This window comes from Mycobacterium sp. DL99, assembly GCF_004762045.1.
GTDB lineage: Bacteria > Actinomycetota > Actinomycetes > Mycobacteriales > Mycobacteriaceae > Mycobacterium.
The window spans coordinates 1,560,820-1,577,694 of sequence record NZ_SJOM01000007.1; the positions used below are offsets into that span (position 1 = coordinate 1,560,820).

Genomic DNA, 16,875 nt, shown 5'->3' on the forward strand with positions numbered 1-16,875 from the left:
TCACCGCAGTCCCAGGTCCCGAAACAGATCGAAGGCACCGGCGAGCCAACATGCCAGCGGCACCACGGCGGCCAGCGCGAGGTACTCGATGGCGTCGGCGAGCCGCGCCGCCACCGGACTCTGGACGGTGACCGGCCAGATCACGGCGATCCCGGTCCCCACGGCGAGGATGCCGGTCCAGCTGCCGTGGGCGGGATTCCATGCCACCACGAGGATGAAAGTCGCTGTGAGCGAGAGAAATCCGCAGACGGCGGGAACGGTCCGGCAGCGTCCGGGTGCGTAGGTACGTGAGCGGAACAGCAGCGCTACCCCGACGGCGGCGGCAAATGCGACCTCGATGACCGTGACCTGTCGAAGACCGGCGAGAGCGAGTATTGCGGTTCCCAGTGCGGCCGCGACCGCACCACCGGCCACCAGGCCAACCAGGTTCTGATGCCCGAGAAGCGCACGTGCGTCGGCGTCGAATGCGTTGTCGTCCAGAATCTCTTCGTCGCTATCGGGATACCCCGGTACCGCAGGTGTCAGGCCTGCCAGAGCGATGGACAACCGGGGGGTCAGCGGTAGCAATGCCATCCCGACCGCGCTCACCACCGCACCCAATGCCGGTGTGGCCAAAGGCCACAGCACTGAGAACCCGGTCGCCACGGCCAGCACCCCGGCAACGGTCACGATCGCGAGCAGGACCTGTCTGCCGCACCCGGATGCCCGGATCAGCACCGCGCCCAACGAGCCCGTCGCGGTCACGGCCAGGAAGAAGTTCGCCGGTGCGGGTCCGGCCGGAACCACCAGGAATCCGAGAACCCCCGCGAATGCCACGGCGGCGACGTTGAGCGTGGCGATCACGGTCGGACCCAGACCCAGACGCGGCGCGGACACTGCGACAGCGGTGACGGTGACAGCCACCGCTCCGGCGGCGGCGATGCGGTCCCATCCGGCACTGCCCAGCCCGGCCCACACCAATGCCACCAGGCCCAGCGCACAGGCCCACAAGCAGGCGGCGACCCGCAGTCCGGTGGGGATGCCGTCATCGGGCGAGTCGACCGTCAGCGCGTCCATCAGCGCCCGCTCGGGTGTCGGCCGATCACAGGACCGGGTCAGGATCAGGAGATCGCCGTCACGAATATCGTTCTGCACCAGGGTTGCCGACTCATCCAGGCCGCGACCACCGAGGTGGGCGAGCTGCCACCGGCGTGGTGTGCCGTCCCCGGCGCCGAGCGCATCGATGATCCACGGCAACAACTCGCCCACGGTCATCGCAGCGGGCAAGGACAGATCGACCGTGGCACCGTGTCCCACCTCGGTCGGCGGTCCGCAGTGAACCGATACATGGCGTAAGGAATCCGGCATCGCATCACCCCCCCGGTAGACGCCGACACATGTCACGCTAGCCGACCCGTCATGCACCCCCGCGCACCAAAATTCCGCTGCGGAACGGGAACCCGAAGGGCTCGGCGTGCGTCCAAATGTCGATGGAAACCCTCCGTACACCACACGTCACCCGTGGGCTCCCGACTGCCGAGCCGCCGCCCGGGGAGATGGTGATCGATGCGCCGCCCGCACTGCCTCGCCATAGCCCGGGCGGCTCGCTGACCAGGTTGTTGCCGCTGGTGCTTGTGGTGGCGATGATCGGCATGATCGCGGTGTACGTCACCTCGGGCGCGGCTGCCACCCGCGGCCCGGCGTCGACGATGTTCCCGATCATGATGGCGATGTCGGCGATCGGCACGGCCGCTTACAGTTTGAAGAGCAACGGCCGGGCTCAGCAGCTCCACCGGGACCGCTGCGAGTACCTGCGCTATCTCGACGGGATCGACGCCGCGACCGGTGAAACGGGCCGCTCGCAGTGGTTGGGGCTGCACGCGGAACATCCTGCACCCGCACGATTGTGGACACTTGCCGGTAGCGCGCAGATGTGGAAGCGCCGCCCCGGTGACCCCGGCTTCTGTGAGGTGCGGATCGGAGTGGGGGAGCGACCACTGTCCACGCGGCTGGTCGCCGGCGACACCGGCCAGGGACGCGATGTTGATCCGGTGACGGCATCGGCGCTGGCGCAACTGATCCGGCGTCGGTCGACGGTGGCCGACGTGCCGCTGACGCTGAACCTGGGCGGGCTCGGCCATGTGACTGTGGGTGGGCCGGCCGATGCGGCCCGAGCGTTGCTGCGTGCCATGATCTGCCAGCTGGCCACGGCACACAGCCCGCGACATGTCCGCATCGCCGCGGTCGTCGACGGGTCGACCGGGCGTCACTGGGAGTGGCTGAAATGGCTTGCCCACCATGGGACTCCCGATGGCCGTGGCGGGGTCACCGCGTTGCGGTTGCGCACTCTGGCAGAGTTGCCGACCGCGACGCCTCCAATGCACACCGTGGTCATCGTCGACTCTGCTTCTGCCGCACTACCTGTGCCCGGCGCCGCTGTCACGCTGCTGGTCGTTGCCGGTCCGGGTGACATCGACACAACCGGAGCCGATCTGCATCTGGACCTGGGCCCTGAGGTGGTGCGCTGCGGTGGTGCCCCGATGCAACCCGACCAGATGAGCCAGGAGCAGGCCATCACCTGTGCCCGCAGGCTGGCGCGCTACCGTCCGGCGCGAGAACCCGATGACTGCGGCTGGCCGGCGCTGATCGGTATCGACGATCCGGCCGCGTTGGATCCGCTCGACACCTGGCCGGCAGCGGATCCGCAGCGGTTCCTTCGGGTTCCGGTCGGCCGGTGTGCCGACGGCACCCCGCTGCACCTCGACCTCAAGGAAGCCGCGCATGACGGCATGGGACCGCATGGGTTGTGCGTCGGGGCGACCGGGTCAGGGAAATCGGAGTTCCTGCGTACGTTGGTGCTGGGCCTGATCGCCACGCATCCGCCCGACGCGCTCAACCTGGTCCTCGTCGACTTCAAAGGCGGGGCAACATTTCTCGGCCTGCACAAGGCGCATCACATCAGCGCGCTGATCACCAACCTCGCTGAGGAGGCGCCGCTGGTGGCCAGGATGGCCGATGCGCTGGCCGGGGAGATGACCCGTCGTCAGGAGTTGCTCCGGGCGGCCGGGAATCTGGCCGGCATCGCCGAGTACCGGTGCCGGGGCGATCTGCCTGCGTTGCCGGCCCTGCTGATCGTGGTGGACGAGTTCTCCGAACTGCTGCAGCAGCACCCGGATTTCGCCGAATTGTTCGTGGCGATCGGCCGGCTCGGGCGATCACTGGGCATGCACCTACTGTTGGCCAGCCAGCGCCTCGACGAGGGCAGACTGCGCGGACTGGAAAGCCACCTGTCGTATCGGGTGTGCCTCAAGACGTTCTCGCCCAGCGAATCCCGATCAGTGCTCGGTATAGCCGATGCATACGAGCTGCCCAGCACCCCGGGCGCGGCCTATCTCAAGACTCCGTCCGGCGAGATCATCAGGTTTCAGACCGCATTCGTCTCAGCTGCGTGCCCAGTGCCGGAGCGGCTGCCGCGCATAACGCAGGAGGAGCTGCGGCCGCGACGATTCACCGGGGTCGGTGTGGAGACCGATCGCCGCCCGGCCGCACCGGCCACCACCACTGTGCTGCACGAGGTTGTCGGCCGGCTGGCCGGGTACGGCACCCCGGCACATCGGGTATGGCTGCCGCCGCTGCCGCCTGCCGTCCCGCTCAGCGACGTGTTGTTGTCCGATTCCGCGCCGCTGGCGGTAGCGATCGGGCTTGTCGACTGTCCGTTCGAGCAGCGTCGGGATCGACTGATGCTCGCCCTGGGCGCCGCTCAGGGCAACGTGGCGATCGTGGGCGGTCCCCAGTCTGGAAAGACCACGGCTGCCAAGACTTTGGCGGTGGCACTGGCTGCCACGCATCGTCCCCGCGACGTGACGATCTACTGTCTGGACTTCGGCGGCGGAGCGTTGAGCGCACTACAGGTGCTGCCGCATGTCGGCGCGGTCGCCGGCCGCGCTGACACCGACCTGGTCCGGCGCACCGTGGCCGAGTTGCACGCCCTGGTCAACGCCCGCGACGCACGTTTCACCGCCCTCGGCATCGGTTCCGTGGCCGAATACCGGGAACGTCGTCGTGCGGGGGACATCGACGATCCGTTCGGCGATGTGTTCCTGATCATCGACGGCTGGTCGACATTCCGCGGAGAATTCGAATCTCTGGAGCCTTCGATCACCGCCCTTGCGGTGCAGGGGCTTTCGCTCGGTGTCCATGTGGTCGCGACGGCGTCGCGGTGGGCGGAGTTCCGGCCGGCGCTCAAGGACCAGCTCGGAACCCGCATCGAGTTGCGGCTCGGTGATCCGGCCGAATCCGAGATGGACCGCAAACGCGCCAGGCAACTTGCCCAGCAGGCACCGGGGCGGGGTCTGACCCGTGAGGGGCGCGAGCTGTTGATCGCACTGCCCCGGTTGGATGGCACCCCGAGCGATAGCGGGATCGGCACGGCGCTGGCAAGGATCGGGGACACCCTGCGCATCCAGTACGGGGATGCCCGAGCGCCGGCGGTCCGGCTGTTGCCCGCATGCGTGCGCGAGCACGAGCTGGCCCGGGCCCCGCGGGCCCGGCCCGCGACCGACGTACTGCTGGGCCTCGGTGAACACGAACTGGCACCGGTGTTGGTCGATTTCGCCGCCCAGCCGGATCTACTGATCCTCGGAGACACCGGCTGCGGCAAGTCCACGGCGCTGCGCACCCTGTGCTGTGATCTGGTCGCCGGTAACGATCCGTCATGCGTGCAAGTGCTCATCGTGGACTTCCGGCGCGCCCTGCTGGGAGTCGTCGAATCGGAGCATCTGGCCGGGTACGCGCCCTCGACAGGGGCGCTGGACGCCGCGCTGCCGAGAGTCCTTGATGCACTGCGCGCTCGGTTGCCCGGTCCCGAGGTCACGCAGCGGCAGCTCCGCGACCGTTCGTGGTGGAGCGGCCCGGAACTCTACGTCGTGGTCGACGACTACGACCTGGTGGCCGGTGGCGCGACGAATCCGCTTTCGCCGCTGTTGCCTTACCTGCCCCATGCCCGTGACCTCGGACTGCACCTGCTGCTGGCCCGGCGTTCCGGCGGCGCGGCGCGGGCGATGTTCGATCCGGTTTTGGCCGCCGTGAAGGACCTCGGCTGCATGGGCCTGATGATGAGTGCGAACCCGGACGACGGCGTGCTGCTGGGATCGGTACGCCCGGTTCGGCTTCCGCCCGGGCGGGGCACTCTGATCACCCGTGGGGCACCCGACCAGCTGGTGCAGGTCGTGCTGTCCGGCGCGGCGGATGCGTGGTGACATTGACCATCGTCGAGGTGGGTCCGGTGACCGTGCGCGGACCCGGGCCGCGCTCGGACCTGGCCGGGGTCGCAGTGGCCGCCGTCGACGACGAGATCACCCTGGTCGACGACGAACCGTTTGCGGTGTCGGACCTGTGGGCCGATGTGCTCGCCGCCGCAGCGGCGGGGGCGCGGAACCTCACCCTGGTGTGCCCGACCTGGTGGACCGCCGATCGTTGTGACCGGGTGCGGGGCGCTGCCGCCGCTTCCGGTGCAGAAGTTGTTGTGATGCAGCGGGTTCAGGCCGTGGGCGCGACGCTGACAGGTGCATCCTGGGTCGTCGTGGAGATCGCCGACGAGGTCATCGTGGTGTCGGGCGCCCCTGCCGGAGGCGTGACACTCGCCCGCCACGCCGAGGGTGACGTGGATCCGGAGGCGGTGGTACGCGCAGTGATTGCGATCGCCGGGGCATCGGTTGAGGTTGCCGTCGATGCACCGGTGGATGTCGCCGGAGCGGTGACATTGGGTAACGCGGTGATGTCCGGACTACGCCGTCGCGGTGCGTTGGTCACCCTGGCCGACAGCCGGACGTGGCGTGACGCCCTCGTCGTCCCGGATCCCCCGGCCGCCGCCGTTTCGGTCGGCACGCGGGTGCGGCCGGGCCGGGTCGCGATCGGCGCGGCAGCGGTTCTGGCGGCGGTGCTAGGCGCAATCTCGTTCGTCGCTCGCGGCGGGCCGGCGGACGACGTGGCGTTGACGGTCCTCGCCGAAGGCCGGGTTGGCGTGCAGATCCCCACCGGATGGGATGTACAGCGGGTCACCGATGGGCCGGGATCGGCTCGGGTTCAGGTGGTTTCGCCGACCGACCCGCAGCTGATGATTCACCTGACCCAGTCCGGCATCGGGGACGGCGCGGTGGCGGACACTCTGCAGCGGGCTCTGCAGGAGCAGCCTGCCGGGATCTTCGTCGACTTCGATCCGTCAGCGGTCGTCGCGGCGCGTCCGGCGGTCAGCTACCGAGAGATCCGTGACGGCCGGGAGATCCGGTGGGCGGTGTTTGTCGACGGTGGGGTACGGATCGCGATCGGGTGCCAGAGTGCACCGGGGCAGGCCGAGGCCGTGCGGCCGGCGTGCGAGGCAGCCGTCCGTTCGGCGCACGCGGCGTTCTAGAAATCGGGTGGAACCGAACCGGCCCGTGCTGCGTCGAATTGTTATATCCCGCAAGACAAGACCGGAGGGGCAGGGAACATGTCACCAGGACTGACGGGGCCGTTGGGCACCGACTTCGAGGTAATGACGAGAGTTGCCGGCCGGATCGACGTCCTCAACGACGACGTCCGGGCCATGCTGCAGACGTTCATCGGGAAGATGGGCAGTGTGCCACCGTCGGTATGGGGCGGGGTGGCTGCTGTGCGCTTTCGCGACGTCGTCGACCGCTGGAACGGCGAATCGCTGACCCTGTACTCAACACTGGGCCGCATCGCCGAGACCATCCGGACCAATGAGCGCACGTTGCGCGGCGCCGCCGACGCACACGCCCAGCGGCTCGGCACCATCGGCGACGGAATCTGATCGGCGTCGACGATGGATCACGTGCTGTCCTACGACTTCGGCGAGATCGAGTACTCGGTGCGCCAGGAGATCCACACCACCTCGAGCCGGTTCAACGCCGCTCTCGACGAGTTGCGTTCGCAGATCGAGCCTCTGCAGCAGGTCTGGACCCGTGAGGCGGCGCAGGCCTATACCATCGAGCAGGCCCGGTGGAACCGGGCGGCTGCGGCACTCAACGAGATCCTGTTCTCCCTGGGCAATGCGGTGCGTGACGGTGCCGACGAGGTGGCCGCCACCGACCGCAGTGCTGCCAACGCGTGGGGTGTCTGACCCGCCACCCCAGAAGACATGTGCGGCCCCGCCCGGTGGAGAGGACCGGGCGGGGCCGCACACTTTCGTCTGGTTCGGGCTAGCGACTCGAGCCCGAGTCGCGACGGGGACGCCGGGGTCCGCCACCGCGCTGCTGTCCGCCGGCACCGGCACCGGACCCGGACCGCGCCGACGGGGCACCGCCATTGCGGGAAGCGGAACCGTTGGGGCGGCTGCGGCGCTGCTGCTGACCCGACTTGCCCGGCTGTCCGGACCTGTTGCCCTGGCGCCGCGGCGCCGGAGCGGCCTGGGCGACCGGCTCGGGACGGATCGGGTCACCGAAAACGCGGTCGCCGGGGGCGATCTCGCGGAGCACCGGATGATCGGTGCTGTTCACGCGGGTGATCGTGGGCTTGACCCCGGCCTTTTTGGTCAGGGTGCGTACATCGGAAACCTGCGCGTCGTGCATGAGGGTCACCACGGTGCCCTCGTTCCCGGCGCGGGCCGTGCGACCGGACCGGTGCAGGTAAGCCTTGTGCTCGACCGGCGGGTCGGCGTGCACCACGAGGCTGACGTCGTCGACGTGGATGCCGCGGGCGGCGATGTCGGTGGCCACCAGCACTGCCGCCGATCCGTCGGAGAACGCCGTCAGGTTGCGGGTGCGGGCATTCTGAGACAGGTTGCCGTGCAGCTCAACTGCCGACACGCCACGCGAATTGAGCTGACGGGTCAGGTTTTTCGCGCCGTGCTTGGTGCGGGCGAAGACGATGGTGCGGCCCGGGGCGGCAGCCAGATCGGCAACCACGTTGACCCGTGCGGCGTTGTCCACGTGCAGCACGTGGTGCACCATCGCGGTCACCGGGGACTGTGCCGAATCGACACTGTGCACCACGGGGTCGTGCAGGTAGCGCTTGACCAGCACGTCGACCCCGGCATCGAGGGTGGCCGAGAACAGCAGGCGCTGGCAGTTTTTCGGGGTGCGGTCCAGCAGTCGCTTCACGCCGGGCAGGAAGCCGAGGTCGGCCATGTGGTCGGCCTCGTCGAGCACGGTGATCTCGACCGCGGACAGGTCGGCGTGGCCGGACCGCATGTGGTCTTCGAGCCGGCCCGGGCAGGCGATCACGATGTCCACGCCGCCCCGCAGCGCGGAGATCTGCGGGTTGGCGCCCACGCCACCGAAGATGTTGACCGACCGCAGACCGGTGGCCTTGGCCAGCGGGGCCAGCGAGGCTTCGATCTGGGTGACCAGTTCGCGGGTGGGAGCCAGGATCAGCGCGCGAGGCCGGTTCGGTGCCCGGCGGGTGCCGCTGGTCGCCAACCGCGCCACCAGGGGCAACAGGAACGCGTAGGTCTTGCCGGAGCCGGTCCGGCCGCGGCCGAGGACGTCACGGCCTTTGAGTGAGTCAGGCAGGGTCGCGGCCTGGATCGGGAACGGGGTCTGGACCCCGCTCGAGGCCAGGGTCGCGACGATCTCGGCGGGCAGGCCGAGTTCGGCGAATGTGGGCACAGCGGTGCCAGGGGTTTCTTGGACAGACAAAATGAAAGCTCCGAAAATAGAGGGCGGTCGTCCTGCCCGGCGCGAGTGATATCTCGCGGCGCTCGGTGTGACGATCGAGAAGGCGGCAAAGGCAGAACAGACAAGCCGCCGTGCCCCAACTATACGGGTAGCGGGGTGGATTCCCCGATTTCTGCTGGTTGACCTACCGGTGGTATCCATCACAGGTCGGGCTGGTCAACTATCCTGGCGGTTACGCGTGAATGCCATGTCAATGGCCCGACGCCGGGAGAGATGATCGCCGTGGCCGCATCGAGGAACGCGGGAGGCCGGATGTCTGCCCGGGCACTGCCCGCGAAGGTGCGCGCTATCCATGACCTGTTCATCGACGGCCAGGTGGACGCGGATTCCCTGGATTCCACCCCGGTGCGCCGCGTCATCATGGAGAGCTGGCAACGCAGCCTGGCCACTGGCGTCGACCCCGATCTGGGCACCCGGGCGGCCGCCGCGGCGGCCGCATTGACCGAATTGCGCAACACGCATCCGCTCGCGCCCACCCTGCCGCTGATCCGTCGCCTGCTGGTCGACGACGCCGTCGGTGCCGGGGTGGTGGTGGCGATCACTGCGGCCGACGGCACCCTGCTGTGGGTCGAGGGAGATCCGGGCGTACGCCGCAAGGCCGAGGCGATGAACTTCGTGCCCGGCTCGGACTGGAGCGAGCGGGCGGCCGGGACCAACGCGCCGGGCACCGCGCTGGCGCTGGACCGTGAACTGCAGATCCTCGGGTCCGAACACTTTTCCCGCACCGTGCACTCGTGGAGTTGCACCGCGGTGCCCGTCCACGACCCAGCGACCGGGGTGCTGCTGGGCGCCATCGACCTGACCGGCGGGTCCGCCGTGGCGACGCCGCAGACATTGGCGCTGGTCAGGGCCACCGCCGTCGCGGTCGAGAACCAGCTGGCCCTGCTGCGGCTGACCGGGCCCGTCGCACCGTCCGCCCCCGAGGGGGCACGGTTGACGGTGCTGGGCGCCGACCGCCCGCGCTGGCAGGTGACCGACGCCGCGGGCCGGCCCGAATCCAGCGGGCTGACCGGGCGGCACGCCGACATCCTGGTCCTGCTGATCCGGCACCCCGAGGGGCTCAGCGCCGATCACCTGGCCATGCTGCTCGACGACAAGGACCTCGATGTGGTCACCGTGCGGGCCGAGGTGTCGCGGCTGCGGCGGGTCATCGGCAGCACCTACATCGAGTCGCGGCCGTACCGGCTGATGGCCCCGGTGGCCAGCGACATGGGCGACGTTTCCGACGCGCTGGAGGCCGGGAACGTCTCGGCCGCCCTGGACGCGTACACCGGGGCGCTGTTGCCGCAATCGGTCTCACCTGCCATCGCGCGGCTGCGCACCGAGCTGAGTGCCAGCCTGCGCGAAGCGGTGCTGGCCGGGGGCAGCCTGAGCCTGCTGCGGCGCTGGTTGGGGCTGCCCGACGGCCGTGACGACCGGCAGGGTTGGCGGGTGCTGCACGACCATCCCGAGGCCGACCCGCTGGCGCGGGCGCAGGCCCGCGGTCACCTGGCGGGAATCGACTCCGAACTGGCCTGATCCGGTCCACGGGCCGTGTGCAACGTTGCTTTTGATCAGTGCAACTGTGCTGCAACCTACTGCTGACTACCTTTAGTGATGACCGACACATCTGGTGTCCGATGCAGGAGATTGCCATGACTGTTTATGCACGTCCGGGCGCCGAAGGCGCCCTGATGTCGTTCGAGGCCCGCTACGACAACTACATCGGTGGCGAGTGGGTCGCACCCGCCGAGGGCCGCTACTTCGAGAACCCGACGCCGGTCACCGGTCAGGTGTTCTGCGAGGTGGCCCGCTCTTCTGCGGCCGACGTCGAGAAGGCGCTGGACGCCGCCCACGCCGCCGCGCCGGCATGGGGCAAGACCTCGCCGGCCGAGCGTGCCGTCGTCCTCAACAAGATCGCCGACCGGATCGAGGAGAACCTCGAATCCATCGCCCTGGCCGAGTCGTGGGACAACGGCAAGCCGATCCGCGAGACGCTGAACGCCGACATCCCGCTGGCGGTCGACCACTTCCGGTACTTCGCGGGTGTGCTGCGCGCCCAGGAGGGCTCGCTCTCGCAGATCGACGAGGACACCGTCGCCTACCACTTCCACGAGCCGCTCGGCGTGGTCGGCCAGATCATCCCCTGGAACTTCCCGATCCTCATGGCGGTGTGGAAGTTGGCCCCGGCGCTGGCCGCCGGCAACGCGGTGGTGCTCAAACCTGCTGAGCAGACCCCGGTTTCGGTGCTCTACCTGATGTCGGTGATCGGTGACCTGTTGCCCGCCGGTGTGGTCAACGTCGTCAACGGCTTCGGTGTCGAGTGTGGCAAGCCGCTGGCTTCGAGCAACCGGATCGCCAAGATCGCCTTCACCGGTGAGACCACCACGGGCCGGCTGATCATGCAGTACGCCAGCCAGAACCTGATCCCGGTGACGCTCGAGCTGGGTGGCAAGAGCCCGAACATCTTCTTCTCCGATGTGCTGGCCGCTGCCGACGATTTCCAGGACAAGGCCCTGGAAGGGTTCACCATGTTCGCCCTGAACCAGGGTGAAGTGTGCACCTGCCCGTCGCGGTCGCTGATCCAGGCCGACATCTACGACGAGTTCCTCGAATTGGCCGCCATCCGCACCAAGGCGGTGCGTCAGGGTGACCCGCTGGACACCGAGACGATGATCGGCGCGCAGGCCTCCAACGATCAGCTGGAGAAGATCCTGTCCTACATCGAGATCGGGAAAACCGAAGGTGCCCAGCTGATCACCGGTGGTGAGCGGGCCGATCTGGGTGGCGACCTCAACGGCGGTTTCTATGTGGCGCCGACGATCTTCACCGGGCACAACAAGATGCGCCTGTTCCAGGAGGAGATCTTCGGCCCGGTCGTTGCGGTGACCTCGTTCAAGGACTACGACGACGCCATCTCGATCGCCAACGACACCCTCTACGGCCTGGGTGCCGGCGTGTGGAGCCGCAACGGCAACACCGCCTACCGGGCCGGCCGGGACATCAAGGCCGGCCGGGTGTGGACCAACTGCTACCACGCCTACCCCGCGCATGCGGCGTTCGGCGGCTACAAGCAGTCCGGTATCGGCCGGGAGAACCACAAGATGATGCTCGACCACTACCAGCAGACCAAGAACCTGCTGGTGAGCTACGCCAACAAGGCCCAGGGCTTCTTCTAGGCCGTCAGGTCGACGGGTCAGGCCCGGAAAGGTCGTCATGCTGCCGCGCTGGCAGCGCCGGTACGTGCCGGTGCTGCCAGCGGATCGGATAACCGAATAACAACAAAAAACGGCTGCCAGCAACACCTTTCAACGATGGGACCGACTCATGACCCAGACTCTCGACGACAGCGTCGGCGCCAACAGTGCCGGCCGGATGCGCGCGGCGGTGGTCACCGAATTCGGTGCACCGCTGCAGGTTTCCGAGCTCGACCTGCCGACGCCCGGACCGGGTGAGGCATTGGTCAAGCTGGAGACCTCCGGCGTGTGTCACACCGACCTCCATGCCGCACACGGCGATTGGCCGGTGAAGCCGAGCCCGCCGTTCGTACCGGGCCACGAAGGCTACGGCACCGTGGTGGCGCTGGGGCCCGGCGTGGCCGACCTGAAGGTCGGCGACAAGGTCGGCAACGCCTGGCTGTGGTCGGCCTGCGGCACCTGTGAGTACTGCCGCACCGGCTGGGAGACCCTGTGTGAGCAGCAGCGCAACGGCGGCTACAGCGTCGACGGCAGCTTCGGCTCCTACATGTTGGTCAACGCCGCGTACGCCGCCCGGATCCCGGACGGCGCCGACCCGGTCGAGGTGGCGCCCGTCCTGTGTGCCGGGGTGACGGTCTACAAGGGCCTGAAGGTGACCGACACCCGGCCCGGCCAATGGGTGGCGATCTCAGGGGTCGGGGGACTGGGGCACGTCGCGGTGCAGTATGCCCGCGCGATGGGTCTGCGGGTAGTCGCGATCGACATCGACGACGCCAAGCTGGAACTGGCCGGTCGCCTCGGCGCGGAGGTGACGGTGAACGCCCGGACGTCCGACGCCGTGGCCGAGGTGCAGAAGGCCACCGGCGGCGTGCACGGCGTGCTGGTGACGGCGGTGCATCCGCAGGCGTTCGGCCAAGCCATCGGGCTGGCCCGCCGCGGTGGCACGATCGTGTTCGTCGGGCTGCCGCCGGGAGACTTCCCGGCACCGATCTTCGACATCGTGCTCAAGGGGCTGACGATCCGCGGCTCGATCGTGGGTTCGCGGCAAGACATGGTGGAAGCCCTCGACTTCTACCACCGCGGCCTGATCCATCCGATCGTGGAGACGACGTCACTCGATCAGATCAACGACGTATTCGACCGGATGGAACGTGGGCAGATCGACGGTCGGATCGTCATCGACTATCGGTAGCCGATGACAGACGGACGATGGCGCGAGTGGCCGGACGGTCTCCTCGCGGCGTCGTCGTGTCGACCTGTTTGCCAATAGCATTGGCGGACAACGTGATTCGGTCCAGCTGTGACGCTGGACAAATTTCGTCCGCAGGGTGATACTTCTTACTCAAAGGTTGGTTTACAGACCTTTAACGCGATTGGCCCGGCACGGAAGGCCGGCGTCGCCGAAGATAAAAGCGTTGCAAATGAAGGAGTTTGAAATGGCGGGTGTGGAAGAACACCTGGAGAGCGCTGACTACCTACAGAAACGTCAGCTCAAATCCGGAAGCGCGGGCTGGCTGCTGCTGGCCGGTCTGGGCGTCAGTTACGTGGTGTCGGGCGACTTTTCGGGCTGGAACTTCGGCCTCGAGCAGGGCGGCTTCGGCGGTCTGCTGATCGCCGTGGTGGTCATCGCCGCGATGTACTTCTGCATGGTGCTGGGTTTGGCCGAGCTGTCCTCGGCACTGCCCGCGGCCGGCGGCGGGTACACGTTCGCCCGTCGCGCGTTGGGCCCCTGGGGCGGTTTTGCCACCGGCACCGCGATCCTGATCGAGTACTCGATCGCGCCGGCCGCGATCGCCACCTTCATCGGCGGCTACGTCGAATCCCTTGGTCTGTTCGGCATTCACAAGGGCTGGTGGGTCTACCTGGCGGCGTTCGTCATCTTCATCGGCATCCACCTCGCCGGCGTCGGTGAGGCGTTGCGGCTGATGTTCGTCATCACCGCGATCGCGCTGCTGGGCCTGGTCATCTTCGCCGTGAGCGCCATCGGGAGCTTCGACGTCGCCAACCTGACCAACATCGCCCCCGACGCCGCCGCGGCCGGTGCTTCGAGCTTCCTGCCGCACGGCTACCTGGGCATCTGGGCGGCGATCCCGTTCGCCATCTGGTTCTTCCTGGCCGTCGAGGGCGTCCCGCTGGCCGCTGAGGAGACCGCCAACCCGGAGCGCAACGTGCCGCGCGGAATCATCGCCGCGATGACGGTCCTGATCCTCACCTGCGTCACGGTGCTGTTCCTGACCACGGGAGCCGGTGGCGCGGAAGCGATGTCGACTGTGGACGATCCGCTGGTGCAGGCCCTCGGCGGGACCGGTATGGCCGCCAAGGCGGTCAACTACATCGGCCTGTTCGGGCTGATCGCGAGCTTCTTCTCGATCATCTACGCCTACTCGCGGCAGACCTTCGCGCTGTCGCGGGCCGGTTACCTGCCCACGAGGTTGTCGGTGACCAACAAGCGCAAGGCCCCGACGCTGGCGTTGATCGTCCCGGGTGTCGTCGCCTTCCTGCTGTCGCTGACCGGTCACGGTGATCTGATCCTGAACATGGCGGTCTTCGGTGCGGCCCTGAGCTACGTGCTGATGATGATCAGCCACATCGTGCTGCGGGTGCGCGAGCCCAACATGCCGCGGCCGTACCGCACCCCGGGCGGGATCGTCACCACGGGCTTCGCCCTGGTCATCGCGGTCGTGGCACTGATCGCGACCTTCGTGGTCAGCCCGGTGGCCGCGGGTCTGTGCCTGGCTGTGTTCTGCGCGTTCATGCTCTACTTCGCGCTCTACAGCCGCCATCGTCTGGTGGCCAACTCGCCCGACGAGGAGTTCGCGATGCTCGCAGAAGCGGAGAGTGCCCTGAAATGAAGTACCACCAGCAGGTTTCGGGGGTGACCTACAGCTTCGACGGTCTGGTCGAGGTGATGGCCAAGGCCACCCCGCTGCGCTCCGGCGATCAGCTCGCCGGCTGCGCGGCCGAGCACGACGGTGAACGCGCCGCGGCCGCCTGGGTGCTCGCGGACCTGCCGCTGGAGGTTTTCCTCAACGAGGAACTGGTGCCCTACGACACCGACGAGGTCACCCGACTGATCATGGACAGCCATGACCGGCAAGCCTTTTCGGAGATCTCGCATCTGACCGTCGGCGGGCTCCGGGACTGGCTGATGGACACCGCGGCGCATGATCACAGCGCCGAGCGGCTGGCCGCCGTCGCACCGGGACTGACGCCGGAAATGGTTGCGGCGGTCAGCAAGATCATGCGCAACCAGGATCTGATCGCGGTGTCGGCCGCCGCGGAGGTGACCGCGGCGTTCCGGACCACCGTCGGTGCGCGCGGCACCCTGGCCACCCGGCTGCAGCCCAACCACCCGACCGATGACCCCCGCGGGATCGCCGCGGCGGTGCTCGACGGGCTGCTGCTGGGCTGCGGTGATGCGGTGATCGGGATCAACCCGGCCACCGACTCGCCGCAGGCCACCGCGGATCTGCTGTATCTGCTCGATTCGATCCGCACGCGCTACGACATTCCCGCACAGTCCTGCGTGTTGTCCCATGTCACCACCACGATCGGGTTGGTCGAGGCCGGGGCGCCGGTGGACCTGATGTTCCAGTCCGTGGCGGGCACCGAGGGCGCCAACTCCGCATTCGGGGTGAACCTGCAGTTGCTCCGGGAGGGCAATGAGGCGGCGCGTAGCCTGCGCCGCGGAACCGTCGGCGACAACGTCATGTACCTCGAGACCGGGCAGGGCTCGGTGCTCAGTTCCGGCGCACATCTGGGTGTCGGCGGCAAGCCGGTGGATCAGCAGACGCTGGAGGCCCGTGCCTACGCGGTGGCCCGGGATCTGCAGCCGCTCCTGGTCAACACGGTTGTGGGGTTCATCGGGCCGGAGTACCTCTACGACGGCAAGCAGATCATCCGGGCGGGCCTGGAAGATCACTTCTGCGGCAAGTTGCTCGGCCTGCCGATGGGTGTCGACGTCTGCTACACCAACCACGCTGAGGCCGACCAGAACGACATGGACAACCTGCTGACGTTGTTGGCCGCGGCCGGAGTGGCCTTCGTCATTACCGTGCCGGGCGCCGACGACGTGATGCTCGGCTACCAGAGCTTGTCGTTCCACGACGTGCTGACCACCCGGCGCACCCTGGGGCTGCGGCCGGCCGCCGAGTTCGAGGCATGGCTGCGCAGCGTCGGGATGGTCGACGACTCCGGCAAGCTGACCCCGTTCGACCTGGAGCGTTCGGTGCTGCGGTCCCTGACTTCCGCGGAGACGTCATGAGTCCCAATGAGATTGCGGTTCAAGAGTTCTGGGACGAGCTGCGCAAGACCACCCAAGCCAGGATCGGGCTGGGCCGGGCCGGCAACGCACTGCCGACGCGCCGGGTGCTCGAACTGGCCGCGGCGCATGCCGCGGCCCGTGATGCTGTGCACGTGCCGTTGGATGTCGACAAACTCTCCGGCGAGGTCCGGGCGGTGGGGATCGGTGAGCCGACCGTGGTGACCAGCAAAGCCACCTCACGCGACGAGTATCTGCGCCGGCCCGATCTGGGGCGGGAACCCGCCGAGAGCATGCAGGTGCCGGACACCCCGGCCGACATCGGCTTCGTCGTGGCCGACGGGTTGTCGCCGACCGCACTGGATCGTCACGGTGCGACGCTGCTGGCGGCGTTGGTGGCCGAGCTACAGGATCGCTACACGCTGGCCCCGCCGGTGATCGCGACGCAGGCCCGCGTCGCCCTCGGTGACCACGTCGCGGCCCGGGCCCACATGCGGACGGTGCTCGTCATCATCGGGGAGCGGCCCGGTCTGAGTGTGGCCGACAGCCTCGGCATCTACCTCACTCACCTGCCGATGCCTGGCCGTACCGACGCCGACCGCAACTGCATCTCCAACATCCACCCGCCCGACGGCCTGGGATATGCCGAAGCCGCACGGGTGGCAGCCGGATTGGTCGACGGTGCGCTGGCGCTGGGCCGCTCCGGCGTCGACCTGAAGGACACCTCACGGACCTCGGCGCTCGGCACCCCGGGCCTCGCCGAATTGACCTAGTCGAACTCACC

At 68.3% G+C, this 16,875-nt stretch carries 12 protein-coding genes; 10 read left to right on the forward strand and 2 right to left on the reverse strand.

What is annotated here, in order from left to right; all coding sequences use genetic code 11:
• Positions 1–1,347 carry a type VII secretion integral membrane protein EccD gene (gene eccD, locus EYZ64_RS07890; protein WP_135452947.1) on the reverse strand — a complete coding sequence of 449 codons (1,347 nt, stop codon included), beginning with the start codon at positions 1,345–1,347 and terminating at the stop codon, positions 1–3.
• Between the two features lie 116 nt (positions 1,348–1,463).
• Between eccD and eccCa the strand changes: the two genes are divergently transcribed.
• The 4 genes from eccCa (at position 1,464) to EYZ64_RS07910 (ending at position 7,099) form a co-directional block, all read left to right on the forward strand.
• The gene (eccCa, locus tag EYZ64_RS07895) at positions 1,464–5,237 is read left to right on the forward strand and encodes a type VII secretion protein EccCa (RefSeq protein WP_502702941.1); all 3,774 of its coding nucleotides are present in this window, start codon (positions 1,464–1,466) and stop codon (positions 5,235–5,237) included.
• A complete protein-coding gene (locus tag EYZ64_RS07900; RefSeq protein WP_135452948.1) occupies positions 5,234–6,388 on the forward strand; it encodes a type VII secretion-associated protein in 1,155 nt (384 codons plus the stop codon). The genes eccCa and EYZ64_RS07900 overlap by 4 nt, the downstream gene beginning before the upstream one ends.
• A 78-nt stretch (positions 6,389–6,466) precedes the next feature.
• Positions 6,467–6,790 (forward strand): WXG100 family type VII secretion target, encoded by a 324-nt coding sequence (locus EYZ64_RS07905; RefSeq protein WP_135452949.1) that lies wholly within the window; start codon positions 6,467–6,469, stop codon positions 6,788–6,790.
• Positions 6,791–6,802: 12 nt separating this feature from the next.
• A complete protein-coding gene (locus tag EYZ64_RS07910; protein WP_135452950.1) occupies positions 6,803–7,099 on the forward strand; it encodes a WXG100 family type VII secretion target in 297 nt (98 codons plus the stop codon).
• Positions 7,100–7,178: 79 nt separating this feature from the next.
• On the opposite strand, the gene EYZ64_RS07915 is transcribed toward EYZ64_RS07910, so the two are convergent.
• The gene (locus EYZ64_RS07915) at positions 7,179–8,585 is read right to left on the reverse strand and encodes a DEAD/DEAH box helicase (protein ID WP_135459885.1); all 1,407 of its coding nucleotides are present in this window, start codon (positions 8,583–8,585) and stop codon (positions 7,179–7,181) included.
• A gap of 282 nt (positions 8,586–8,867) precedes the next feature.
• On the opposite strand from EYZ64_RS07915, the gene EYZ64_RS07920 reads away from it, so the two are divergent.
• The 6 genes from EYZ64_RS07920 (at position 8,868) to eutC (ending at position 16,864) form a co-directional block, all read left to right on the forward strand.
• Positions 8,868–10,172 carry a helix-turn-helix domain-containing protein gene (locus tag EYZ64_RS07920; RefSeq protein WP_210115485.1) on the forward strand — a complete coding sequence of 435 codons (1,305 nt, stop codon included), beginning with the start codon at positions 8,868–8,870 and terminating at the stop codon, positions 10,170–10,172.
• 116 nt (positions 10,173–10,288) lie between these two features.
• Positions 10,289–11,812, forward strand: coding sequence for an aldehyde dehydrogenase (gene adh, locus EYZ64_RS07925; RefSeq protein WP_135452952.1), 1,524 nt, complete (start codon positions 10,289–10,291; stop codon positions 11,810–11,812).
• Positions 11,813–11,960: 148 nt separating this feature from the next.
• Positions 11,961–13,022 (forward strand): alcohol dehydrogenase AdhP, encoded by a 1,062-nt coding sequence (gene adhP / locus EYZ64_RS07930; RefSeq protein ID WP_286174681.1) that lies wholly within the window; start codon positions 11,961–11,963, stop codon positions 13,020–13,022.
• Positions 13,023–13,266: 244 nt separating this feature from the next.
• The gene (eat, locus tag EYZ64_RS07935) at positions 13,267–14,682 is read left to right on the forward strand and encodes an ethanolamine permease (RefSeq protein ID WP_135452953.1); all 1,416 of its coding nucleotides are present in this window, start codon (positions 13,267–13,269) and stop codon (positions 14,680–14,682) included.
• Positions 14,679–16,094 (forward strand): ethanolamine ammonia-lyase subunit EutB, encoded by a 1,416-nt coding sequence (locus tag EYZ64_RS07940; protein WP_135452954.1) that lies wholly within the window; start codon positions 14,679–14,681, stop codon positions 16,092–16,094. The genes eat and EYZ64_RS07940 overlap by 4 nt, the downstream gene beginning before the upstream one ends.
• On the forward strand, positions 16,091–16,864 hold the full coding sequence (eutC, locus tag EYZ64_RS07945) for an ethanolamine ammonia-lyase subunit EutC (RefSeq protein ID WP_135452955.1): 774 nt from the start codon (positions 16,091–16,093) through the stop codon (positions 16,862–16,864). The genes EYZ64_RS07940 and eutC overlap by 4 nt, the downstream gene beginning before the upstream one ends.
• The last annotated feature ends 11 nt before the right edge of the window (positions 16,865–16,875 follow it).